This window comes from Paraburkholderia sp. RL18-101-BIB-B (assembly GCF_046026985.1).
Lineage (GTDB): Bacteria > Pseudomonadota > Gammaproteobacteria > Burkholderiales > Burkholderiaceae > Paraburkholderia.
Genome location: NZ_JARESV010000016.1, coordinates 60,809 through 83,801, shown reverse-complemented (window position 1 = coordinate 83,801; position 22,993 = coordinate 60,809). Strand labels below are relative to the sequence as shown.

The 22,993-nt window shown below is 60.1% G+C and carries 22 protein-coding genes and 2 pseudogenes; 17 read left to right on the top strand and 7 right to left on the bottom strand.

Features of this window, described 5'->3' with window-relative positions:
• Positions 1-31: 31 nt before the first annotated feature.
• A pseudogene (locus P0D73_RS22780) lies at positions 32-220 on the bottom strand (helix-turn-helix domain-containing protein); the annotation flags it as partial.
• A gap of 137 nt (positions 221-357) precedes the next feature.
• Here P0D73_RS22780 and P0D73_RS22775 point away from each other — a divergent pair.
• The 12 genes from P0D73_RS22775 to P0D73_RS22720 all read left to right on the top strand — a co-directional run bounded on the left by P0D73_RS22775 (position 358) and on the right by P0D73_RS22720 (position 12,730).
• Complete coding sequence (locus P0D73_RS22775; protein WP_408317695.1) at positions 358-1,674, top strand: MmgE/PrpD family protein; 1,317 nt, start codon at positions 358-360, stop codon at positions 1,672-1,674.
• Positions 1,675-1,756: 82 nt separating this feature from the next.
• Positions 1,757-2,242, top strand: coding sequence for a MaoC family dehydratase (locus P0D73_RS22770; RefSeq protein WP_408317693.1), 486 nt, complete (start codon positions 1,757-1,759; stop codon positions 2,240-2,242).
• 36 nt (positions 2,243-2,278) lie between these two features.
• Entirely contained in the window at positions 2,279-3,457 is a 1,179-nt protein-coding gene (locus P0D73_RS22765; protein ID WP_408432932.1) for an acyl-CoA dehydrogenase family protein, read from the top strand.
• A gap of 2 nt (positions 3,458-3,459) precedes the next feature.
• The gene (locus P0D73_RS22760; RefSeq protein WP_408317689.1) at positions 3,460-3,969 is read left to right on the top strand and encodes a MaoC family dehydratase; all 510 of its coding nucleotides are present in this window, start codon (positions 3,460-3,462) and stop codon (positions 3,967-3,969) included.
• Positions 3,966-5,189 carry a CaiB/BaiF CoA transferase family protein gene (locus P0D73_RS22755; protein ID WP_408317687.1) on the top strand — a complete coding sequence of 408 codons (1,224 nt, stop codon included), beginning with the start codon at positions 3,966-3,968 and terminating at the stop codon, positions 5,187-5,189. The genes P0D73_RS22760 and P0D73_RS22755 overlap by 4 nt, the downstream gene beginning before the upstream one ends.
• On the top strand, positions 5,182-6,573 hold the full coding sequence (locus tag P0D73_RS22750; RefSeq protein ID WP_408317685.1) for an MmgE/PrpD family protein: 1,392 nt from the start codon (positions 5,182-5,184) through the stop codon (positions 6,571-6,573). The genes P0D73_RS22755 and P0D73_RS22750 overlap by 8 nt, the downstream gene beginning before the upstream one ends.
• The gene (locus P0D73_RS22745) at positions 6,570-7,454 is read left to right on the top strand and encodes an HpcH/HpaI aldolase/citrate lyase family protein (protein ID WP_408317683.1); all 885 of its coding nucleotides are present in this window, start codon (positions 6,570-6,572) and stop codon (positions 7,452-7,454) included. Before P0D73_RS22750 ends, P0D73_RS22745 begins: the two co-directional genes overlap by 4 nt.
• 30 nt (positions 7,455-7,484) lie before the next feature.
• Positions 7,485-8,402 (top strand): class II aldolase/adducin family protein, encoded by a 918-nt coding sequence (locus P0D73_RS22740; protein ID WP_408432930.1) that lies wholly within the window; start codon positions 7,485-7,487, stop codon positions 8,400-8,402.
• Positions 8,403-8,443: 41 nt separating this feature from the next.
• On the top strand, positions 8,444-9,343 hold the full coding sequence (locus tag P0D73_RS22735; RefSeq protein WP_408317679.1) for an amidohydrolase family protein: 900 nt from the start codon (positions 8,444-8,446) through the stop codon (positions 9,341-9,343).
• Positions 9,344-9,377: 34 nt separating this feature from the next.
• Positions 9,378-9,938, top strand: coding sequence for a cupin domain-containing protein (locus P0D73_RS22730; protein WP_408317677.1), 561 nt, complete (start codon positions 9,378-9,380; stop codon positions 9,936-9,938).
• Positions 9,939-10,074: 136 nt separating this feature from the next.
• Positions 10,075-11,442 carry an MFS transporter gene (locus P0D73_RS22725; RefSeq protein ID WP_408317675.1) on the top strand — a complete coding sequence of 456 codons (1,368 nt, stop codon included), beginning with the start codon at positions 10,075-10,077 and terminating at the stop codon, positions 11,440-11,442.
• 163 nt (positions 11,443-11,605) lie between these two features.
• Positions 11,606-12,730: a porin gene (locus P0D73_RS22720; RefSeq protein ID WP_408317779.1), complete on the top strand. Its 1,125-nt coding sequence runs from the start codon at positions 11,606-11,608 to the stop codon at positions 12,728-12,730.
• Positions 12,731-12,754: 24 nt separating this feature from the next.
• Here P0D73_RS22720 and P0D73_RS22715 read toward each other — a convergent pair whose 3' ends face one another.
• The 3 genes from P0D73_RS22715 to P0D73_RS22705 all read right to left on the bottom strand — a co-directional run bounded on the left by P0D73_RS22715 (position 12,755) and on the right by P0D73_RS22705 (position 16,569).
• Entirely contained in the window at positions 12,755-13,735 is a 981-nt protein-coding gene (locus tag P0D73_RS22715; protein ID WP_408317673.1) for an aldose epimerase family protein, read from the bottom strand.
• Positions 13,736-14,003: 268 nt separating this feature from the next.
• Positions 14,004-15,251: an ABC transporter substrate-binding protein gene (locus P0D73_RS22710; RefSeq protein ID WP_132379730.1), complete on the bottom strand. Its 1,248-nt coding sequence runs from the start codon at positions 15,249-15,251 to the stop codon at positions 14,004-14,006.
• Between the two features lie 73 nt (positions 15,252-15,324).
• On the bottom strand, positions 15,325-16,569 hold the full coding sequence (locus tag P0D73_RS22705; protein WP_408317671.1) for a DUF1479 domain-containing protein: 1,245 nt from the start codon (positions 16,567-16,569) through the stop codon (positions 15,325-15,327).
• Between the two features lie 95 nt (positions 16,570-16,664).
• On the opposite strand from P0D73_RS22705, the gene P0D73_RS22700 reads away from it, so the two are divergent.
• Positions 16,665-17,621, top strand: a complete 957-nt coding sequence (locus P0D73_RS22700) for a helix-turn-helix domain-containing protein (protein ID WP_408317669.1) — start codon at positions 16,665-16,667, stop codon at positions 17,619-17,621.
• A gap of 32 nt (positions 17,622-17,653) precedes the next feature.
• Here the strand turns inward: P0D73_RS22700 and P0D73_RS22695 are convergent.
• The 3 genes and pseudogenes from P0D73_RS22695 to P0D73_RS22685 all read right to left on the bottom strand — a co-directional run.
• Positions 17,654-17,818: pseudogene (locus P0D73_RS22695) on the bottom strand (3-methyl-2-oxobutanoate hydroxymethyltransferase); the annotation flags it as partial.
• Positions 17,819-17,987: 169 nt separating this feature from the next.
• Positions 17,988-19,298 (bottom strand): tryptophan leader peptide, encoded by a 1,311-nt coding sequence (locus tag P0D73_RS22690; RefSeq protein ID WP_408432928.1) that lies wholly within the window; start codon positions 19,296-19,298, stop codon positions 17,988-17,990.
• A gap of 446 nt (positions 19,299-19,744) precedes the next feature.
• Positions 19,745-19,966: a hypothetical protein gene (locus P0D73_RS22685; protein WP_408317665.1), complete on the bottom strand. Its 222-nt coding sequence runs from the start codon at positions 19,964-19,966 to the stop codon at positions 19,745-19,747.
• A gap of 376 nt (positions 19,967-20,342) precedes the next feature.
• Between P0D73_RS22685 and P0D73_RS22680 the strand changes: the two genes are divergently transcribed.
• The 4 genes from P0D73_RS22680 to P0D73_RS22665 all read left to right on the top strand — a co-directional run bounded on the left by P0D73_RS22680 (position 20,343) and on the right by P0D73_RS22665 (position 22,977).
• Entirely contained in the window at positions 20,343-20,936 is a 594-nt protein-coding gene (locus tag P0D73_RS22680) for a cytochrome b/b6 domain-containing protein (RefSeq protein WP_408317777.1), read from the top strand.
• Positions 20,937-20,938: 2 nt separating this feature from the next.
• Positions 20,939-21,730: a molybdopterin-dependent oxidoreductase gene (locus tag P0D73_RS22675; protein ID WP_408317663.1), complete on the top strand. Its 792-nt coding sequence runs from the start codon at positions 20,939-20,941 to the stop codon at positions 21,728-21,730.
• 48 nt (positions 21,731-21,778) lie between these two features.
• Complete coding sequence (locus tag P0D73_RS22670; RefSeq protein WP_408317661.1) at positions 21,779-22,393, top strand: hypothetical protein; 615 nt, start codon at positions 21,779-21,781, stop codon at positions 22,391-22,393.
• Positions 22,394-22,515: 122 nt separating this feature from the next.
• Positions 22,516-22,977 (top strand): CHRD domain-containing protein, encoded by a 462-nt coding sequence (locus P0D73_RS22665; protein ID WP_408317659.1) that lies wholly within the window; start codon positions 22,516-22,518, stop codon positions 22,975-22,977.
• Positions 22,978-22,993: the final 16 nt, after the last annotated feature.

Sequence of the window (22,993 nt, the reverse complement as noted above, 5' to 3'; positions counted from 1 at the left end):
CCGCTCGAGCGACGAACCGTTCGCCGTGGCTCGTGATCGTGACCCTGCGCGTCGTGCGATTGAAGAGCTTTACGCCGAGCACGTCCTCTGCGTGACGTACGCGAGCCGACACCGACGGCTGTGCAATACCCAGTGCGGCGGCGGCGGCGCGAAACGATCCATGCCTGGCCACCGCGAGAATGGCCTCGATGTCGCGCGGTCCGATATTGATAGGATTCATCGATCAATTTATAGAATAAAAAGCCTTTTTCTGTCAATCGTCCATTCCTAGAATGCCATTACCGGTTAGCGCGATTCGCGCGCCGCAGCAAAACAGCGCGCCGATTGCGATCGGGCACGCTCAGGAGACGAGACATCATGCATTCCACACCGCCCGTTGCGGGGCGCACACAGTCGCAGGCGCTCGCGGCTTTCGCGTTGCAATTCGAGACTTCGTTGGTTCCCGACACGGTTCGCGATAGTGCGCGCGATCATTTCCTCGACACGCTAGGCGTCGCGCTCGCGTCGTCTACGTTCGGATTCGGCAACGCCGTGCTTGCCGCTGCACGTGAACTGGGATCCGGCGGCGATGCTCGCGCAATCGGTTCGGGCGCGGTATTGCCAGCGGCTTCCGCCGCGCTGGTCAACGGTACGCTCGCGCACGGACTCGACTACGACGACACGCACATCGGCGCGATCTATCACGCAAGCGCACCGGCGCTCGCAGCGGCGCTGGCGGCCGGACAGGCGGTGCACGCATCCGGGTCCGACGTACTCGATGCATACCTGATCGCGCTGGAGATCGGCTGCCGTCTCGCCGGCGCGGCACCGGGCGAGTTTCATGCGCACGGCCTGCATCCGACAGCGCAATGCGGCGTATTCGCCGCCGCCGCGGCCTCTGCGCGGTTAAGGCGCAGCGAACCTGGCGAACTGGTCTCGGCATTCGGTCTGGCCGGAAGTCAGGCCAGCGGCATTCTGGAGATCGGCCGGAGTTGGCTCAAGCGGCTGCATCCAGGCTGGGCTGCGCACGCCGGCCTAGTCGCGGACTCACTCGGGCGTGCCGGATTTCTCGGACCGGACACGGTCTTCGAAGGGCCGCATGGCTTCTACGCCGCTCACATTGGACACGTTCCGGAAGATGAGTCTCTGCCTGCTCACCGGCTCGGCGAATGCTGGCATGCATCGGATATCGCGCTCAAGCCGTATCCGTGCTGCCACTTCATCCACGCGTTCGTCGACGCGGCGCTGGCGGTGCGCCACGACGTGGTGATCACGGACATCGAGCGTATCGATTGCCTGTTGAGCCGCGATCTCCAACATCTGGTCGCCGAGCCGAGGGAGCACAAGATTCGCCCGGCCGCCGTCTATGAGGCATTGTTCAGCGTGCCGTACACCGTGGCATTGGCGCTCGTCAAGGGACGCGTCGATCTTGCTGCGTACTACGATGAACCACTTGATGACGCCCACGTACTGGCAGTTGCGGCCCGCACGCATTGCGTCGACGACCCGAAGAGCGACTACCCGAAACATTTCCCCGGTGAAATCCGCATCGTTCTCAAGAACGGCCGCGTCCTCGAGCATCGCGAAGCAAACAGCCTCGGCGCGCCTGAACGTCCGCTTTCGCGCTTGGCAGTCGAAGAAAAGTTCATAGCGAATGCTTCGCGCGCACTCGGCCGGAACGTGCGCAACGCGTGATCGAGGCCGTCCGGAATCTCGACGACATGCCCCGGATCGACGAGTTGCTCGAACTTTGTACCACTACTCCAGAGAAGCAAGCATGAATACGAAGCGCATTCCACATGGCCTGATGTATGAAGACTTCGAACCTGGCAGACGGTTTCGCCACCACTGGTCCCGCACGTTCAGCGACGCCGATGCCACCACGTATAGCGCGATGACGATGCAGTACAACCCGATCTACTTCAGCGCGCCGCATGCGGCGGCCGCCGGATATGACGGTATCCCCCTTCATCCGATGTTTGTTTTTGCGACGACAGTTGGACTGTCCGTAGAGGATCTGTCGGAAGCGGGCGGCCCGTTCCTCGGTGTGGACGATGTCGTTTTCCACCAGACCGTGTACCCGGGCGACACAATCTGCGCACTGTCGGTAGCGACGAGCCGCCGTGCGACCGAGTCTCGTCCCGGCTGGGGCGTCGTGGAATGGCATACCACGGCGCTCAATCAGCGCGGCGAGACGGTGATCGAATTTCGGCGGCGCAATCTCTCGCGGATGCGTTCGATTCCGCAACAGGTGGTTAGCTAACCGGTCAGGTCGGACGGTTCAATGGGAAGAGCAGAGATGAAAATAGATAGCATTACTGAATTTACGGATGAGCTTCGCGAACTGCAGCAGGCAACACGCGACTTCGCCGAAGCTGAAATCGCACCCGTGGCGCAGAAGCTTCACCTGGCTGACGAGGAAATTCCGGACAGCCTGCTGGCGAAGATGCAGGAGATGGGTTTCTTCCGCGTGCTCGCATCACCCGAGTATGGTGGATTGGGGTTGGGCGCGCGCGCCGTGGCACTCGTTACGGAGGAACTTAGCCGGGCCTGGTTCAGTGCAGGTGCGCTTCCGGCGCGCAACTGGGGACTTGGCGTACTGCTCGAAAGGTTCGGCACGCTCGAGCAAAAGAAAAAGTGGCTGCCTGGAATCGCATCTGGTGAACTGCAGGCGGCGCACTCGGGCACAGAGCCGGAGGCCGGCTCGGATGCAGCGAACATCAAGACGACCGCAACCTTGCGCGACGGACGCTACGTGGTCAGCGGCACGAAGCAATGGTGCACGCACGCCAACCGCGCGGACCTGATCTCGCTCTTTTGCCGCACGGGGCGGGACGCCGGCAAGCACGGCGGCATTAGTTTGCTGCTCGTCGAGAAAACCCGCGGTGAGCAGTTCGTGCCGCCGACGCTGACCGGTAGCCGGATCGAGACGATCGGCTATCACGGCATGCACAGCTACACGCTCTTCTTCGATGACCATGAGATTCCCGAGGAGAACCTGCTGGGCGGTATCGAAGGGATCGCATTCAAGCAGTTGATGGCGATCTACGAGCTCGCTCGCTTGCAGTTTGCGTTTCGCTGCATCGGCCTCGCTCGGGCGGCATATGAAGCAGCGCTCGAGCATAGCCGCAACCGCGTGCAGTTCGGCCAGTCCATCAGCCAGTTCCAGGCGATACGCCACAAGCTGGCCGACATGGCGACGCAGATCGAGGCGGCTCGCCAGCTAGGCTACATGGTCGCACGGAAGATGGACGCGGGTTGCCGCGTCGATCTCGAGGCCGGCATGGTCAAGCTCTTCGCATCGGAGATGGCCCACAAGGTGTGTCACGACGCCGTGCAGATACACGGAGGGATGGGCTTCGCGGTCGAGAGCCCCGTGAATCGTTACTGGCGAGATTCTGGTCTCTGCACCATCGGCGAAGGCACCAGTGAAATCCAGCGTGAAGTCATTGCGCGACGACTACTCGGAGAGAGGTGAACATGAGTCACGGTACCTACTTCGACGACTTTAACGTCGGCGAAACATACGAGCACACCAGGGGGCGCACGGTCACGAACTACGACAACTATGCGCTGACCCATCTGTCGATGAATACGGCCGAAGCCCATTTCAATCTGGTCTATAGCCGCCAGGCGCTGGATGGACGGTTCTCCGAGCGCATCGTCGCCGGCCCGTGCACGCTTGGTCTTGTCATCGGCCTGACAAGCCAGGACATGAGCGAAAACGCGTTTCTGGATGTCGGCCTGACGGCCTTGCGCTTGCCTAATCCGGTCTTTGCCGGCGATACGCTCCACGCGAGAAGCGAGGTGTTGAACCTCACCGACGACCGGCCCGACAGCGGCCTTTTGCGCTATCGCTTCAGCGCAACCAACCAGGATGGCAAGACTGTCGCCGAAGGCGAGCGTACGGTACGTCTTAAGAAGCGTTCGGCATGGGCTCACAAGGACGAAACCGTGATGCCCGGTCACGACATGGGAGAGCAATCGTGAGCGCTGCATTGTCGGGAATTACCATCGTGGACCTGACGCAGGGCGTGTCGGGACCCTTTGCCACGCGTCTACTCAGTCAGATGGGCGCGCGCATTATCAAGATCGAACGTCCCGGTACGGGCGATCTCATTCGTTACTGGGACGACATTGTCCACGGTATGTGTTCTGGGCATGCATGGGTCAACCCGGGCAAGGAGAGTGTGGCATTGGACCTGAAGAGCGAAAGCGGGCGCGACATTCTCCACCAGTTGATCGAGCGCGCAGACGTGCTCATCGAAAACTTTGTTCCAGGCACGGTTGACGCATGGGGTCTGAACTACGAAAAGGTCAAGTCGATCAAGCCGGATGTCATCTATTGCCACATCTCCGGCTTCGGTCAGGAGGGACCGTATCGCGACCGGGCTGCGCTCGATCTGATCGTGCAGGGCGAGGCAGGTCTCATCATGACCAATGGCACGCCCGAAGCGCCATCGAAAATTTCCGTGTCGCTCTGCGATATTGCCGGCTCGATGTACGCGACGATCGCCATTCTCGAAGCGCTGTTTCACCGCGAGCGAACGGGGCGAGGGCAGGACATTCAGATTTCGCTTCTCGACTCGGTGCTCACGTGGACTGGCTATTTCCCGTACATGGTCTGGTACGGCAATACGCTGCCGAAGCGCGTCGGTCTGCATCATCACACGATGGCGCCGTACGGCCCGTATCCATGCGGAGACGGGCGCATGGTGATCGTGGCTGCCGGCGGCGGTCATGTGGAGATGTGGCGCAAGTTCTGTCAGGCGATCGATTGCCCGGACATGGTCGACGACGAGCGATTTGCTACCAACGCATTGCGCCTCGCCAACCGTAACGCGCTCGACGAGCGAATTTGCCAGGCGATCGGCACTAACGAGCGCGCGTACTGGCTGGAGCGCTTCCACGCCTTTGGCATTCCGGCCGGCGCCATGAACGATCTCGGCGAAGCGCTGGATCATCCGGCCATTAAGGCGCGGGACCTGATCAAGGAAGTGGACAGCGCGGTGGGCAAGGTCAAGGTGTTCGACTTCCCGCCACAGTCGTCGGAGCTCGAATCGGTCAACAGGCTCGGCCCACCCGCACTCGGCGAGCATACGGCGCGGGTGCTGGCGGAACTCGGCATCGACGCCGCGACGATCGAAACGCTCGAGTCGGCCGGCGTCGTGCAATGCGCCGCGTCGACGAAGGAGAAGTCTCATGTCTGATTCATCCGCGAACGACGCGACACTCGAGTTGGCGCGCTTTGCCGCAACGACCGGATTGGAAAGTGTGCCATCGGTCGTATGCAACCGCCTCAAGGATTGTCTGCTTGATTTCATCGGCAATGCCGCGTACGCGGCCGTCAATGCGGAGAGCAGCGCCGCATTCCGCGCGGGCGCCACGGCGTTGCAGGGCGCGAACGACGACTCGACCGTGATCGGTGACACGCAGGGATATTCCTACCTGCAGGCTGCCTTGCTCAACGGCGCGTTCGCTCATACGCTCGATTTTGACGATACCAACGTATGGGGCTGCCTGCACCCCGGTGCGCCAGTGATCGCCGCCGCGCTGGCGGAGGCCGAGCGCATCCATGCCACGGGGAAACGATGGCTTGCTGCTCTGGCAGTCGGTTACGAGGTCGCGACGCGTGTCGGCGCGGCATTGGGCGATACCGCTTACGATCGCGGCTTTCACATTACGGCGGTCGCCGGGATCTTCGGCGCGGTCGCGGCCCTGGGCCGATTGCGTGGCGTCGATTCTGGCACGCTTGCCAGCGCGTTTGGTATCGCTGGGAGCAAAGCGGCGGGCTCCATGCAGTATCTCGCGAATGGCTCGTGGAACAAGCGCCTGCATCCAGGCTTTGCCGCGCACGACGCGTTACTTGCGCTCGCATTTGCGCAGGCAGGCGTGGTCGGTGCCGCTGCGCCGATAGAAGGTCGATACGGACTACTTGCAGGGTATACAAACGACGCGACGCCTTCGGCGCTGACGGACCGTCTCGGTCAGTGGTGGCCGTCGGGCGATACGGCGATCAAGCCCTTTCCGTCCTGTCGCTTCAATCACGGTGCAATCGAAGCCGCGTTGCAGCTACATGAACGGCTCGGTACCGGCGCGCGCAAGCGTATCGAGGCTGCCTTACGCGAGGGGACGCGGCTCGAGGTGCGTCTGTCGCCCAAAGCCGCGCAGATTGTCGGTGAGGCATCGCCAAACAAGGTACATCCGCGCAACATCGTCGATGCGCAGTTCAGTGTGTACTTTCAGGTTGCGGTGGCGCTGCTGGACGGAAGCTGCAACTGGCAGAGCTACGAGCGCATTGATGCGGCGGACGTCGCAGCGTTGTGCTCGGCCATCCATGTCGTGATCGACGGGCAGTCGCCCGTCGTGGGCGCGGTGTTGTCGTTCGCCGGGCACGTGGTCCGTGTCGATGAGCCGCTCGGCGAACCGTCGCGGCCCTGCGACGGCGCATCGCTTAGACGCAAGTTCGATGACCTCGCAGTGCCGGTGTTTGGCGCGGCGCACGCCGCTCGGATCGCGCAGCGTGTGGCGGTTCTCGAAGACGAAACGGATGCGTCGACGCTGATCCGGCAATTTCGCAGGAGCGTGCAATGACAGGGTTTTGTCGCCGTAGCCAGCTTGTCACGCCGGCGAGCAGCGAAAAGCTGCTGGAAAAGGCGCTGACGATCGACTGCGATTCGCTCGTCATCGATCTTGAAGACGCCGTCGCGCCGACGTTCAAACACGAGGCGCGCCAGGTGCTGCGTCGGGCGCTGACCGATAGCGTGCCCAGCAGACGTGAACTGTGCGTACGTATCAACGGTCTGGAGACGCCGTGGTGTCTCGACGATCTGCTCGCACTGGAAGGGTTGCCGATCGATGCGGTGGTCGTGCCGAAGGTGCAGGGTCCCGAGGATCTGTACGTGTACGACCAGTTGTTGCGGCAGATCGAACTGCGCGATGGCCGCTATGGATTGACGTTGCTTGCGCTGATCGAGAGCGCTGGCGGCGTGGAAAACGCGCTGTCGATTGCACGCGCGTCGCAACGCTGCCAGGCGTTGATTTTTGGCGTAGGCGACTTCATTGCCCAGACCGGCATGGCGTTCGACGAGCAGGCGTTATTGCCCGTGCGTTCGCGCATCGTTACCGCTGCGGTCGCGGCTGGCGTGCAGCCCATCGATCATGTGCACCCCGATGTGGCGGATACCGAAGGACTGTCGCGCGCTGCCCAGGCGGGCAAGCAACTCGGCTTCACAGGCAAATGGGCGATTCATCCGCGGCAGGTCGAGCCAATCGAGAGTGTATTCAGCCCGGACCGGGATGAAATTGCCAGTGCTCGCCGCACGATCGCGGCGTATGAGACCGCGCAGCGGGAAGGCCGCGGCGCAATCATCGTGGATGGCCTGCTGGTCGATGAGGCGGTCCTCAAGATAGCGCAGCACAAACTGGCCCTGGCAGAACGCATCGCTCCTGAAGCCGAAGCGGGGACTTCATAGACATGCGTCGCAATACGAGGCGAGCCGGGATTGGCCGAGTTTCAACTACCGGACTTGCCAGGAACTTCCATTGAGAGGACTGACATCATGAGCGACCCAACCGACTTCAACGAAATTCGGGAACGAGCCGGCTATACCAGCGACGAAGACGTGCGCAAGCGCAAATACCCGACAGACTTCAAATGCATCCGTGAGGAAGTCAGCGCGGAAGAATGGCAGGCACGAGTCGATCTGGCAGCGTGCTACCGGCTTGTCGACATCTACGGCATGAGCGACCTCATCTATAACCATATCACCGTGCGGATCCCGGGAACGGAGCATCTTCTCATCAACCTGTACGGGATGACGTACAAGGAAATCACCGCATCGAGCCTGATGAAAATCGATGTGGAAGGCAACGTCATCTGGAAGCCTGATACACAGTACGGCCTGAATTCCGCTGGCTATGTCATTCACGGCGCGATCCATACCGCGCGTCCAGAAATGAACTGTGTCATACACACGCACACGCGCGCCGGGATGGCTGTTTCGGCGATGGAGTGCGGACTGCTGCCGGTTACGCAGCATGCGATGCGGTTTCACGGACACATCGGCTATCACGACTATGAAGGCCCGGTTCTCGACCTGGGCGAGCGCGAGCGCCTGGTCAAGAACCTGGGACAGCACAACGCGCTGATCCTGCGTAATCACGGTCTCATCACCTGCGGCCCCAGCGCTGCGGAAGCGTTCAATCTGCTCTACCAGCTCGAGATGTCCTGCCGGGCCCAGGTCGATCTCATGGCCGCGGGTGCGAGCGTCAACATGCCGTCGCCGGAAGTGATCGACCGGACGTCGAGCATCTTTCAGCCGGGCAAGATCCGCTCCTACGGCATTCTCGAGTGGCCGGCGATGTTGCGCCGCCTCGAAGCCGAGCAGCGGAACAACGGCTATCCGCCGTATGACCAGTGAGCAGCCGGTGATCTCGATTGACCTTTTTGAAGGAAGAACCCATGACCACGAATGTTCCTGACAGGTTTGCCGTGTGTCCCGCACCAGACCGGAACCCGCGCGCACCGGCGCGCTTCCGGATGCCATGGGGCGTGGTCGACACTCACGCACATGTGATCGGTGCTCCGCCCGAGTACCCGCTGATTGAACACCGAAGTTATACGCCGCCGCCGGCAACGGGAGAAGACTACTTTCGCATGCTCGATGCAACGGGTGTGACCTTCGCCGTGCTCGTGCAGGTGAGCGTGCACGGCACGGACAACCGGCTGTTGATGGACATGCTCGACCGGTATCCCGAGCGGTTGCGCGGTGTCGCAGTCGCCCCGCACGATTTGTCTGAACGCGAGTGGCTGCAGTTGAAAGAGGCGGGTGTCGTGGGCTTGCGTCTCAATACGTTGTCCGGTGGTGGCATCGGGCTCGATCACCTGGACCGCTACGAAGCGCTATGCGCGGAGCTCGGCTGGCATCTGCAGTTCCTGACGGACACTAGCCGGCTCGAACCTGTCGCGCCAAGAATTTCTAAGTTGCGAGTGCCGTACGTCATGGACCACATGGGGCACTTCGCAGTGTCGGACGGACTTCAGTCGGCAGGGATGCAACTGATGCTCGAGCTGATGGCGGATGGTGCATGGGTCAAGCTCTCTGGTGCATACCGCGTTTCAAACGCGATTGACTACACGGATACCGTGCCTTTTGCGCGGGCCTTGATCGAAGCGGCACCGGAGCGGTGCGTGTGGGGTTCGGACTGGCCGCATCCGGCGTATTGGGGGGCGATGCCGAACGACGGCGATCTGCTCGATCTCCTTGCGGACTGGGCACCGGTTGAGACGGTTCGCAACGCAATTCTCGCGGACAACGCCCATCGGCTATACGGCTTTCCGGATTCACCCGTCGTTGCATAAGGGTATCCATCTCGACAGGAAAGGAGGGGGAGACATGACGAACAGACAGGCATCGACCGACCAGAATACAAAGATCGCGGCGGGCCAGGCCGAAAGTGCGTCCCGAACGACGGCCGATGCCGTGCGGTTTTCGATGCGCGGCGAACCGTTGCTGGCGAGCGGCGCGACGATGCGCTCACTCGGTACCGCGGGAAATCTGTGGGCGCACGTGAAGGTTTATTCGAGCGGCGGCGAAAACGGCATGCACTGCCACGACGTCGAGGATCATTGCTTCGTCGTATTGCAAGGCGAAGCGACGTTTCAGTTCGGCGACGGAAGCACACTCGTTGCCCACTCGTTCGAGGGTGTCATGCTGCCCAAGGGGACGTTCTACCAGTTCAGTGCCAATCCTGCGGGCAATCTCGTGATGATCCGTGTGGGCGGCGCGCAGGTCACATCGACCGATGACATCGACCCGAAGTACGGTGTGCCCAGGGAGATCTCCAGACAGCGTGTCGGCGTTGACAACCGGTATTTCGATGGAGAGTCGGCGGCCAACGGAGCACACTCGCAGCCCATCAGAGTGCTGCCGGATCAGTTCTTCGCCGCGGACTAAAACGGAAGCGTTGTTGCTGCACCGTCGCGAGGTGACTCTGCCATGCGGCCGGACGGGCACGTCTATGGAGCGGCAGTGCTTCCCGCATGTGCCGGGAAGATGGCGCTGCAGCATAAAACAAAATCAGGAGACAACGATGAGACAGTTGAACGTGCACGTAATCGCTGATGATGCGCGGTTCGGGACCTTGCATGCCACCATCCTACTGATCTGTACTCTGATAATCGTCGCCGACGGCTATGACCTGGCGATTGTGGGCGCGGCTCTGCCGTCAGTCATGAAGGACCTGCATGTCGCTGCGGCGCAGGCAGGCTTGATGGTGAGTGCGGGTTTCGCTGGCCTGATGATCGGTGCAATTGCTGCAGGGATGCTTGCTGACCGCGTCGGACGCAAGAAGACGATGGCTGTCTGCGTGGTTCTCTTCAGCATTGTGACGGCCTGCACCGGCTTCGTTCACGATGCTGTGCTGTTCGGCATTGTTCGCTTTGTGGCCGGCATGGGAATTGGTGGTGTCATGCCGTGCGTCGTGGCTCACGTAACGGAGTTTGCTCCGCGAAAGCATCGCGCGACGATGGTGACCGTGGCCTTCAGTGGCTTTGCGATTGGTGGAATGTTGGCTGCCGTCCTTGGCAATACGATGATCGAAGTGCATGGATGGCGGTCACTGTTTTTCGTCGCTGCACTGCCGCTTCTCTTCGTTCCGTTTTTGGTTGGACAACTGCCTGAGTCGATCGCGTATCTGGTCAGGACCGAGCGGGTCGCCGAATTGCGCTCTATCGTGCGCGGCCTGAATTCCCGGTTCGAAGTGCAGCCCGACGATGACTTTGTCGTTCCGGTTCGCAGCAGTGCAGGGTCCGTGATCGATGATGTCTCTATCGGCCTCCTGTTCAACGATGGCCGTCTGTCCAGCACAATCATGTTGTGGCTCGCTTCCTTCATGTGCGTGTTCGTCATCTACGGACTGGCATCATGGCTCGCGAAGATCATGACCAATGCCGGCTACAGCCTCACGTCGGCGTTGAATCTTCTGCTTGCGTTAAATGTCGGTGCCCTCGTCGGCGGCGTTTCGGCCGGCCTGCTTGCTGACCGCTTTCCGATCAAGATCGTCCTGTGCTCGTTTTATCTGCTCGCTTCGGTAGCAATACTGATATCGGGCAGCGGCGTTCCGGTCATATGGCTTTACGTCACGACAGGCTTTCTCGGTGCTTCGACGTATGGCGGCCAGATGCTGACCTATGCGTATGCCGGACAGTTTTACCCGCCCGCAGTCCGTTCCTCGGGAGTGGGATGGGTCACCGGGGTGGGAAGGCTGGGTGCAATTCTCGCGCCGATCGCGTTCGGTGCGCTGATGGCGCTACAACTGCCGCGCCAGCAGAACTTTCTGCTCATTGCAATTCCGATGTTTATCGCGGCGGCCGCAGTGACACGGATCGGTCACGGACGCTCGAACGGTAAGGGGAGTGCGGACGACATCCGCGCGTATGACGCATCCAGGTCGCGATAGGCGTTGGCCTTGTTGCCCGCGCCCCTTCATCAGCTCATTACGATAAATCTGCCGCGGAAGACTGGCGATGTAGAGTCACTTACATGATTAACATCACTAAATAAATTTTAAGGGTCAAGCCGGTCTTATGAGGCTGGAATCTATACAAGATAGAGGAGACGAGATGAAGAGGAAGTGGAGCGCGGCAGCCGCGTTGGTTGTCGTGGGAGGTGCAGCACACGCGCAATCGTCGGTGACGCTTTATGGTGCCCTTGATTCCGGATTGCTGTATCAGAGTACATCGGCCGCTTCGTTCTCACCGAAAGCGCCGAATACCGGGAGGGTATACGCATTCAAGGATGGGGGTATCTATTCGAGCATCTGGGGTCTTAAAGGCACTGAAGACATCGGAGGCGGCTACAAACTCAACTTCAAGCTGCAGGGGTCGTTCAATAGCGGCACTGGGAAGCTCGGATTGGCCGGTGCGCCGGGCGCCAATGCGGTCTTCAATCAGCAAACGACGGTGGGCGTATCGGGCCCGTTCGGCACCGTCGATGCGGGCCGGCAAATCGCTCCGATGATCTACGCGATGTATGATACCGACGTGCGGGGCGCGCAGTACTTCGGCAGTATCCTGACCGCGTGGCTTGGTATGAACCAGGCCGCGGGCTGGCAGGGCACCAGCACCAACGGCCCGATCGGCGCACTATGGGACGACAACGCGCTGGTCTACCAGTCGCCGAAATTCTATGGCGCGTCCCTCGCGCTGGAGTATGCACCGGGCGGCGTCGCGGGCCAGTTTCAAGGCGGAACGCGCGAGTCCGCCGTTCTGAAGTACTCGAACTACGGCCTCAATCTGGCCGCTGCATACTACAACGGTCACGATGCAAACCCTTCGACTACAACGATCCCGACCGGACTGGACAATAATCGCTTTTACTATCTGGGCGCGAAATATACGTTCAACGATTTTTCCGTATCGACCTCATACGGCATCGGCAAAAACCCTGCGAACAGTGCTCTCGTCAACTATGAGATGGTCTCTGCAGGTCTTGGCTACAGGTTTACCCCGGCCTTCAGGGTGACGTCGGGCTTCTACTACCTGAAGGACCGTAACAAGTCGGTCAATCACTCGGATGAATTCGCGGTGGGCGCCGAATATAGCCTGTCAAAGAGCACCGTGACTTACGCACAGGTGGGATACGTCAGCAACCATGGCACGATGAACCAGACGGTCGTGTACGGCCAGCCTGTTGCGCCCGGCGTGTCGACCATTGCAGCCATGATAGGCGTCCGGCACAGCTTCTGATACCGCATCCGCAACTGCCCGCGTTCAGATTGCCTGTACTGAAAGCCGATAGCGAATGGTGCGCGGCTCTTCAACAAGAAACCTTAGTCCAGAACGGGCCGCGAGTGGGTGGCTGGCAGGCGGGACCACGACGCGTCCGAGATCAAAGAAACTGTTAGCCGGCTCGACGCCAAGTGCGAAGTTCCTCCCGCACCACGGCGCGTTTGTCCGGCCGCCGTTGCTAATCCAAAGCAAAGCATCTGGAAGCTCTTCGACATTCCAGTCAAGCAGAACGTCGGCGCCGCTGGCTGCGTACCTCAAAACAAAGGGCGGCTGGCAACCTGCAATCTGCAAGATTTCTTCAGTTGCCACCGTGAGGGGCAGCAGAGTCACATCCAGAGATCCGGTTCCGGTTGGAAGTGCACTGAGCGATGTGGCCGTGCGGTCCGGCAAAACTTTTGACACCCCTGGCTCTACAGGGGCCGGGTAACTATGAATTGCCTGATGAGGACATCCGAGGATTTCAACTCCCTCGAGCGGGACAGCGAACGTCGGGTGATGGGCCACTGGCAAGACGACCTCCCGCCGAACGCGGACCGTCAGCGAGACATCCAGAATCGGTGCATCGGGATTGGCTTTGATGACACGCTCGAGACTCTCGATCTCGCCGTTTTCCGGGTAATCAATTCGAAGACGGAGCATGTCCGAAGTCTGCTCCACCAGTTGCCAAAGATGGTTGGATCCATAGCCGTGATTCCAGTCGTCGGAGGAATTCAGTGGCTCAAAACCTTGCGACAGGCCACTAGGGCAATGGACGGTTCCAAACGGAAGGCATGGCCACTCTCCGCGCAACGCTCGCATAAGTCCAGGCCACCGCGCATCGTCGCCCCACGGTGCGACATGTAGCGGCGATATGCTTTGACCTCCACCCAGTTCAAAGCGGACGGGCCCAAGCATTCCGCCCAGCGCCTGGATCGTTGCTTCACCATGCGGCCAGTTCAATGTCCAACGGGTCATTGCATTCATTGGCTTTTCCTCCGGCAGTTCCCACCAGACTGACCTACTGACCGTGGATATGGGGCGTCGTCGGATTCCGTTGCGCCGAATCGCATGGCCGACGGATCCGCAGGGGCTTCATTGGAAGGAAATCTCCAACGAAAAGAAAGCCCGCGCTAACGGCGGGCTAAATCCACATCTTGCAGACGTGGAGGAGACGTTCCTAAAGGCGACCTCATATCCCACGAATGACGTTGCATAACCGACTGATTTTTGCCAGGCGGTTGCGAACTCGTACCTATTTGGTCTTCGCTGCAGCGGCGACCTTGCGCATCCCCTCTTGCGGGTCATCATTCGAGTTCATGAAGTTCGTCACGACATCGGTAATCGCGCCCTGGGTGGCCGACGACTGAACATCACCAAAAGCGAATGACGGAAGAAACGTATTGGATTTGATTGTGGACTGTTCATCTGCGAATGATTTCTTGGCGCAGGCGTCGAACTTGCCCATGGGAACATCCTGCCGGACAGGAATGGAACCCTTGTAGAGACTGAACTGTTCCTGGAAATCGACGGACATGATCGTTTTGGCAAGCGCAAGCTGACCAGGCGTCGCTTCTTTTTTGCCGTTTTGCTGGAAAAACACGAACGAGTCTACTGTGTAGGTGAAGGCATTCGAAGTACCAGGCGCAGCCGCACAGATATAGTCAACGTCAGCCTTCTTGTTCGCATTCGCGAACTCGCCTTTCGCCCAGTCCCCCATGAACTGCATACCACCCGATCCGTTGATGACCATGGCAGTCGCGAGATTCCAGTCGCGACCGGTGGAGCCTTTGTCGAAGTAACCCTGAATCTTTCGGACAATCTGGAACACCTGCAACATCTGCGGCGAAGTCAGTGCTTTCTGGTCGAGATCAATCAAGGCCTTGCGATAAAAATCCGCACCCTGAGAAAGTACAACCGTCTCCCAGATGGTCATGTCTTGCCAAGGCTGGCCACCACGCGCGACTGGCGTAATGCCCGCCGCCCGGAACTTGTCGGCTAGCGCGAAGAACTCGGGCCATGTCGTCGGCGGCTTACCGCCCACTTTATCGAGGTCGGCTTTGTTGATCCACAACCAGTTGATTCGGTGCACCGAGAATGGCGCGGCCACATAGTGGCCTTTTGACATCATGGTCTTGTTGATCTGCGCTGGAAGTTGGGCTTTCCAATCGGTGGCGGACTTGTCTATATCGACCAACACGCCTTGATCAGCCCAGTCCTGTATCAACGGCCCCTTGATCTGCGCAGCCGACGGTGCGTTGCCGGACATGATCTGTGTCTTCAACGCCGTCATGGCAGCCGCACCCGCGCCTCCGGCTACGGCGAAGTCTTTCCACTCGTAACCCTGCTTATTCATGTCGTCCTTCAGCACTCTGATCGCCTTCGATTCGCCACCCGAGGTCCACCAATGCAACACGGAAAGTGACTCGGCAGCACTGGCGACCTGTGCGCCCGTGGCGAGCGCCGCTGCGACAATCGCGCCCGACATGAGTGTTCTTTTCATTGCTGTCTCCGTTAGTTTTGTTTATGAATCACCAGGCAGGCGCACGCCACGATGGCGTGCGTCAGGGTAGCGCTCACAGATCGAAACCGAGTTGAGCTTTACCGAGAGGCGTCAGATCTTCGGCGGTAGCCCGTCCGACAAAATCGACTTCGAAGTGGTCAGTAGGGAAGTCGGGCGGACTCTTGCCTTCAAGGAAGCTGGGCAATTGGCGCCTGAGGTATTCATCGTTTTTGGCACAAGCGGGCGCCGACGGGATATACATCACGTTGCTGTAGCCTGCACCGTGGTGCGCGTCTTCCACTGCGTGGATCACGTCGCTGTGCCAGAACACAGTGTCGCCCGCCTGCATGTGGGGAATCGATGACAGCGCGTCGAACAACGGCGCATGAAATTCCGGCTTGATGGAGAGCGCGCGACCAGGCATCGCCCCGCACAGGTCATCGTCGGCGACATCGTCCTGAAGGGCGCGCAGCAGAATGTAAGCCATCGCATTCGCAATGGGCACGAGCTGCAGGGTGCCGTCGCCGGGGCCTTGCGGCGTCAACGCAGTCCATCCCTGAAACGTGCGGAACATCGAACACACTGCGGGCGACGCGATCTCTTCGACGTCGGGCCGGAATGCGGCGTCGAACGGATCGTATTGACGCCAGTTGCCATCGAACACATGCCGGTACACCTTGCGGAAGTTACCTTCGATCCACCGCTCGACCGAGCCGCCGTCGCAATGCGCGGACAAGCCCAATGACTCGGAACCAGGCGGCCGTCGACGCATCCGGTCCGCGTAAACCGGCACCCGCTCTGGATCGAAATGGACCCGGCCTTCACTCTCATTGCGCCACAACTGGTTCAGAAACACACGGGCCGCCGTCAGCGACGGCGCCTGCCGCGCGAGGACCTGCGGCTTTGACCAGTACACGCCGTAAATCTGTGGCTTGCTCGACGCGAGCTGGCCAAAGTATTTGTCCTCGGCGCGGTTCTGCAGACGCGTATCCAGATCGTTGCGTTCGACGTAGTCCGCGATGTCGCGGTCCCACCCTTCCACCAGAGCGCGGTCGAACACATTGCGGATCACACACGCACCACGCGTTTTGACGAGGTCGATCTGCTCTGCGCTCACGCGCTGCTCCGCGATGTCGGAGAACTGGATTTCGGGGATCACGTTATCGCCGCGACTGCGTTGCGCGGCAATTCTGCTGGCTTCGGCGCGGATCGTTTCATCCACCTCGGCGAAAACATCACGATAGTTCGGAAGTCGTGCGCGAAGCTCCTGTTTGGCCTGCCGGATGGCTGCCGGCAGATCGTCGATGATGAGTGCCATGGTCGTCTCCTTGTGGGTTCTGCTATGTCCGAAGCATAGGCTGACCGCACCCACAAAAGTGATACCATCCAGACAATTTCTTTGCGCTTTCTGCCATGAAACCAGCATACGAACATGTCGAATTTGGCGACGACTGCTCGGTTAGGGTTTACCATCGGCGTTTGCCGCGCATTCCGTTTGAATGGCACCATCATCCCGAATACGAACTGACCCTGACGCTGAACAGTCACGGCAAGCGCTATATCGGAGATTCGATTGCAGACTATCTAGACGAGGACCTGGTTCTCGTGCCGCCGAATCTTCCTCATACCTGGGCGTCGAACCGCTCGATTGACTCGGCATCTCCTCAGGTTGCAATCGTGATCTGGTTCGGCGGCGACTGGGCGCGTCGGCTTGCGGATGTCTGCCCGGAATATGCGCCTTTGCGTAATCTGTTACGCCGGGCGGCCTGCGGGCTGGCGTTCAGTCCGGAGGTCGGCGCCGCGATGCACACCCAGGTCGACGAGCTCCTGTCCAGCGCCCCGCGAGAACGCCTTGCCGTAGCGCTAAACGTTTTGTGCACGCTAGCGGAAGCGCCTGGTGAGCCGCTCGCTTCGCCTACTGCGTTTAGCGACCGGACGGAGGGTCCTTCAGGCCACGAACCGGAACGTATAAATCGCGTGCTCTCGATGATCGATTTACGCTTCGCTGAACCGCTGCGTCTATCCGAACTTTGCGAGGCTGCAAATGTGTCGGAGCGTTCTCTGGCCCGCTACTTCGAGCAGCACATTGGAGAGAGCGTTGGGCGATATATCGCGCGGGTCAGGATTGGACATGCCTGCCGGATGCTCGCGCACACTTCCATCCCGGTTTCCGTCGTTGCAGCCCGCTCTGGATTTCCGAACGTCGCTAACTTCAACCGACAGTTCAAGGCGTTGAAGGAACTCACGCCCGCCGCTTATCGCAAACAGTTCACGGCCGGCGATATTGCCGAAACAGACGCCAGTCCGCAGATCAACGAACGCTCACCTTCATTGCAACGAAACCCGCGACTACCGAAATCAATTGCGTAACGCAGGCAAGCGGCCCTAGGCGCGGGATTGAAGCTGGCCGCATTGGAATGCCTTCTCGTCGGATAAGCGGTCTTGCCGGGGAAGACGCCCAACATGTCGTGCATCACAAGCACTTGCCCCGAACAGTCCGGACCAGCCCCGATACCGATTGTTGGGATCGCTAGCAACTCCGTCATCTCGCTCCCGACAGAAGTCGGATCGGACCATGTCGATCTCGAAGAAGCCCAAGTAGGTCCGACTCCCCGAATTTGCCGTGCTGGACCGCCTCATCGACAGATTCGCCGCCGAAGGCGGTACACAGATCTGCCCTGGACGCTGCCAGCCCCGGCATTGGACGGCCGGACTCTTGACTTCGAACGGGCGACGTCAGGCCGGCACCTGCCCGGGCGGACCGTCAAGGATACGGAGCTTGTCGCCAATGTCAGGAATATTGCGGCCGCCCGAGCGGAATTCGTTGTCAAGTCGATGCGCGGTTGCGCGACATTGCATAAGCGTCTCATGCAGTCGGGGTTCGGCCTGAAGGGCGGTCACCACCCTTTCCAGCTCAGACGGGGACTCACTCAGAAGGGCAGGAACGACCTCTTCTGGCGGTATCAGAGAGCCGTTACTTAGAATCTGTGCGGTCCAGTCGCATCCGTACAGAAGCGCGCGTCGCTCGGCCCTTTGCGCTTCTTCCTGGTCCAGTGTGGCAAGGCTGTGCCGGTTCCTGTGAAGGGAAGTGCGCCAGGTTGTGAGGATGTCAGCGCGCAGTCTTTCAATTGCGTCACCGAGCGGCGCGTTCTGCCCACCCGCCGCGAGGCGGCGTTCATCGAGTCGGTCGACGTAGTCCCGATATCCTTCCAGGAACGATTGCCAGTTCAGCGGTAGTTCGGTCGTCTGCGAGAACGAGAGGCTAAGCTCACCAAGCTCGTTGCTGATTTCGTGAAGGGACTGGGCGTCGGCAAGACGTGCTTCATAGACCTCATGAGCCGTCACCATCTGGCGGTGCAGGGGAAACAGGGGATTGCTGTAGCGTCGCTGCAGATGTCGCTCGGCAGCGCCAGGATGGGCGCTCCATTTCCAGTTCGATAGCGATTTCGCATCAAAGTCGACCTTGTCTATCATCGCTCGGAATACTGCCAGCGCCTCCTCGGTTGCATGGCCAAAGCAGTCAGCGAGCTTGTAATCATTGCCTTGCAGACTGGCGCTCTCATTCCCTCCGGCATAAGGGGATTCGGGTGCAAGTCGGAGGAAGCCGGTGGCCAGAAAGAATTCCATCGGTAGCTCTACCGACAGGCTCTCGAGCCGGAACGTGCGCGCCTCGGAGGAAATCCCCTCGATAGAATGCGCGAGGCGGCTTTCGAAGTCGAGGAGCGCATCAATCCTGTCACCGGACGACGGTTGCGCCTCCTCAGCGAACAGGCAGAAGGACTCGCGTACCATTCGTGCCGCGATCGGGCCGTGCTTCTCGGCAAAGAGCCAGAACCAGAGGGCAAGTTGATATCCACGAACTCCGTTTCGCAGGACCGGTTCGACATCTGGCGCGAATATGATTCCAGGTGCAGCCCACCCTGAAAACGGTGCTGCATCGCTGGCGAGGTACATGTCCAGAAGCTGCTTTATCGACTGATTCGTATCGCTGGGCCAGCTTTGCGTCCCATCTTGCCGCTTCCCGGTCTTCCAGAGTCTCCAAGCCATCCTGAACCTCGCAAAGGGATGTGGTATACGCCTCGGCACCGATACTTGCACACTCGGGCGGGGCCGTAAACCGACGGCTGCTCATTGTTCTTCCGGGACAGTTCGAAGCAGTCCTGGCGGCGCGTGTGAGGCCTGTAGGGGGAACGGCAATATCCGCAAATGCGACACCGATCACTGATCTGGTGCCGCCAAAAGCAAGGCTTTCTCCGCCCGCTCCCTGGGCGAAAGGACAAGGCGCGCGAGTTAAGGAGCAGCAAGAAGGGTTGCCAGAAGAGTCCGAAGCGGGTCGCGCAGTTGCGAAGCACGGCGCCGCTCGCGTGTGCGGTCCGTGCTATCGGCTGGCTCTGGCGCAACGATACAGTGGCCGGACGGAATGACCGTTTCCGGTTGTTCGGTCCAGCCGCACAAATCTCGTTGCGACCGATTGGAACCGTGCCACGACGGCCCTACGGCCGGCCAGTCACGCGTTGCACCATGGCGTAAAGCACCGACATCTGCAAGCCCTTCTTGAGCGCGAAGTTCGGGCCGTATTGATTGGAGTAACCCCACCAGTCAAAGCATGCATGCGGGTTCGTCGGCCCTGGCGCAGACGACGCAATCGTGTCGGGATACACGACGACCATTTTGTTCGTATCGGCCCATTCGTTGATGCCGGACTCGGCGACCATCTCAAGCGGATTGACGACCTGGTGTTGCGTGCCGGACCAGAGGTAGACGGGCTGTCCACGCAGGCTCGTCGCCGGGTCGTTCGAACGTCGGCTCCGCCCAGGTAACGGACCTTTCCCGACGATCGCACTCGTCGCGTCTTAGGCCGTTCCAGCGGGCCGTGACTGATTCTTGCCTGGTGCGAGTCACTTGCCTTCGAAACATGGACCAATTGGTGCTCCTGGCCACAACGCTGCCCATGCGGTCGCTTGTAAGAAAAATTATTTGTCGCGCAATGGAATAGTTGCGCGCTGGCCATGTTTACGTATGGCGACGCATCCTGGTCGCGGCCGGCCAGCAGTGCCGACCGTGAGCTACCTCATCAATCACGAGATCGCCTTGATTCACACAACGATTCAACCCGCCTGGGTCCGCATCACACACTGGATTAATGCGCTCGCTGTCGTATTGATGGTGACAAGCGGCTGGCAGATCTATGACGCCTCGCCGATCTTTCCAGCTTTACAGTTTCCTTCCGCCATCACATTGGGCGGCTGGCTCGGCGGGGCCTTGCAATGGCATTTTGCGATCATGTGGATGCTGGTCGCGAATTTCCTCATCTACGTCGGGCTGAATATCGCTTCGGGACGTCTGCGCCGGAAACTGCTGCCGGTCAGCTTCAAGTCGCTTGCAACCGATCTCGTCGCCGCCCTGCGCGGCACGCTCGCGCATGAGGACCTCACACGCTACAACGCGGTACAGAAATTGGCCTATCTGGTCGTCATCGTCGATATCGCGCTCGTGATCCTGTCGGGGCTGGCGATATGGAAGTCGGTGCAGTTCCCCCTGCTGCGCACGCTGATGGGCGGATACGACAATGCGCGCGTCGTGCATTTCGTTGCAATGAGCGTGCTGGTTGCGTTCTTCGTCGTGCATGTCGTCATGGTCGCGCTGGTGCCGCGCTCGCTGCTTCTGATGATTCGCGGACGGTGACCATGAGCTTTCGAAAAAAGGCTGTGGAGCCTGATACGTTTCTTCGGTCTCACGCTGAATCCATCATCAAGGATGCGCGCAACGAGCTGAAAAATCCGGCCCGCCGGCTGCTTGGCAAGCGAGTTATCACGCTCGGCGGCTTAGCTTTGCTGTCGGGCTGCGATCTGACCAATGACAAGTCGGTGAACACCATGCTGCGCAGAATGTCGTTCTTCAACGACGAGGTGCAAGCCCTGTTGTTCAATCCGAACGAGATGGCCCCGACCTATCCGGAGTCGATGATCACACGGCCGTTTCCGTTCAACGCGTTCTACGATATCGACGATGTGCCCGAAGTCGACGCCGCGACCTACCGCCTACAGGTGGGTGGCCTCGCGACTGGCAAACGCGTCTGGGCGCTCGACGAGCTCCGCGCAATGCCGCAGGAAAGCCAGATCACGCGCCATATCTGCATTGAAGGATGGAGTGCGATCGGCCGATGGGGCGGCGTGCGCTTCTCGAGTTTCCTGAAGCATTCGGGCGCGGACCTCACGGCGAAGTACGTGTCACTGCACTGTGCGGACAACTACTGGACCAGCATCGACATGCCAACCGCGTTGCATGCCCAGACGCTGCTCACACTCACATACGACGGCGAGGTGCTGCCGCCGAAATACGGCTTCCCGATGAAGTTGCGTATGCCGACCAAGCTCGGCTACAAGAATCCGAAGCATATCGTCGCAATCAGTGTGACGAACGAATATCCCGGTGGTTACTGGGAGAACCAGGGCTATAACTGGTTCGGCGGTTCCTGATGTGCATTAGTCCACTCTCGAAACTCAACAGTCCTTTATGGAGCATCCATGTCTATCCGCTTGAAACTTGGCGTCACCCTCGCCACGCTGGCTTTTGCCAGTGTCGTGCTCGCTCAGACGCCCGCCGCCAAACCGTCGCGTATCCGCGGCGATATTGTCTCGCTCGACGGCGACGTCCTGAAGGTGCATCGTCGTAGCGGCGACACTGTGTCGATCGAGCTCAAACCGACCGTTACCGTATCGGCGGTCAAGGCCATGCAGCTTTCGGACATCAAGCCGGGCTCCTTCGTCGGCACGGCCGCAACAACGGGCACCGACGGAAAGTTGACGGCCACCGAAGTGGTCGTCTTCCCCGAATCCGCGCGCGGCTCGGGTGAAGGTCACTACGCATGGGACCTCGGTCCGAACAGCACGATGACGAATGCGAACGTCGACACGGTGGTTCAGGGTACCAGCGGCCGGAATCTGAAGCTGTCGTACAAAGGCGGGAACAATGAGGTAACCGTACCGCCTAACGTACCCATCGTGACTTTCACGCCGGCCGCACGCACCGACCTGACCGCGGGCAAGAAGGTGTTTGTGGTCGCGACGGCCGCGTCGCAGGGTGCATTTGTCGCGCAGCGCGTGGTGGTCGAAAAGGATGGAGTCGCTCCGCCGATGTAGTCGATCGTCGGTCGGACGAATGACCTGCCCGCTGCGGTAGCACGTGGTTCAACCTCCGCAGCGGGTCGATTTATACTATCTGCAGCATCGCGCGTTCGCTGGTTCCTAAAGGAGAAAACAAAATGTCACGATCCATCTCGCAGTGCGCTTTCATGGTGTTGGGTGGCCTGGCCTTGGCAGGTACGATGACCTTGGCGCAAGCGGCGCCGGTCTCGTTTGAAGTGCCGTTGACGGGCGCTCAACAGGTTCCGCCGGTGCAGACTCCGGGCAGCGGCACCGCCAACCTCACGTACGACTCAGGCACGCGGGTCGTAACCTGGAACATCAGCTTCGGCGGATTGTCGAGTCAGGCCACCATGGCACATTTCCACGGGCCCGCCCCGGCCGGCAAAAACGCTGGCGTGAAGGTGTGGCTCTCCCAGAAAGGCAACATGGAGATGACGAGTCCGATCAGCGGCCAGGCCACGCTATCCCCGGACGATGCCAAGATGTTCGAAGCGGGTGACATGTACATCAACGTTCACACCAAAACCAATCCGAATGGCGAGATCCGCGGCCAGGTGGTGCCGCCGAAGAGCAACTGACGCGACCACTGAAGCG